This window comes from Salinimicrobium oceani (assembly GCF_012037645.1).
Map to the genome: position 1 here is coordinate 1 of NZ_JAAVJR010000773.1, position 419 is coordinate 419.

At 46.3% G+C, this 419-nt stretch carries 1 protein-coding gene; it reads right to left on the reverse strand.

Going from position 1 to position 419, the window contains the following annotated elements:
* A partial coding sequence (locus HC175_RS19335) for a potassium transporter TrkG (RefSeq protein WP_317172370.1) occupies nucleotides 1-413 on the reverse strand: 413 nt, incomplete at its 3' end.
* Nucleotides 414-419: the final 6 nt, after the last annotated feature.

Here is a 419-nt window from a genome sequence, read left to right on the forward strand (position 1 = left end):
ATAATCCCCATTCCCCCAACCCAATGCGTAAGGCTCCTCCATAAAAGGAGTCCTTTGGGAATAGATTCAATATCGTTAAGAATTGAAGCTCCGGTGGTGGTGTAACCGGACATTGTTTCAAAAAAGGCATTTGTAAAGGAGGGAATGCTCTGACTAATTACATAAGGCAGTGTTCCACTCAAGGCCATGAAGATCCAGCCGAGGGTGACAATTAGATAACCATCCCGCTTTTTGACCTCCCTTTTGTGTCCCCTCGTAAGCAGCATTGCCAAAGCGCCCACTCCCATCGTGATCAATGCAGCTGCTAAGATCTCCAGCGTTACACCATCATCATAGTAAAAGCTCACCATTGCAGCGGTAAGCATAAATCCACCGTTGCACACCAGGAGCACCCCCATAATATGACTAATAATGGGTTT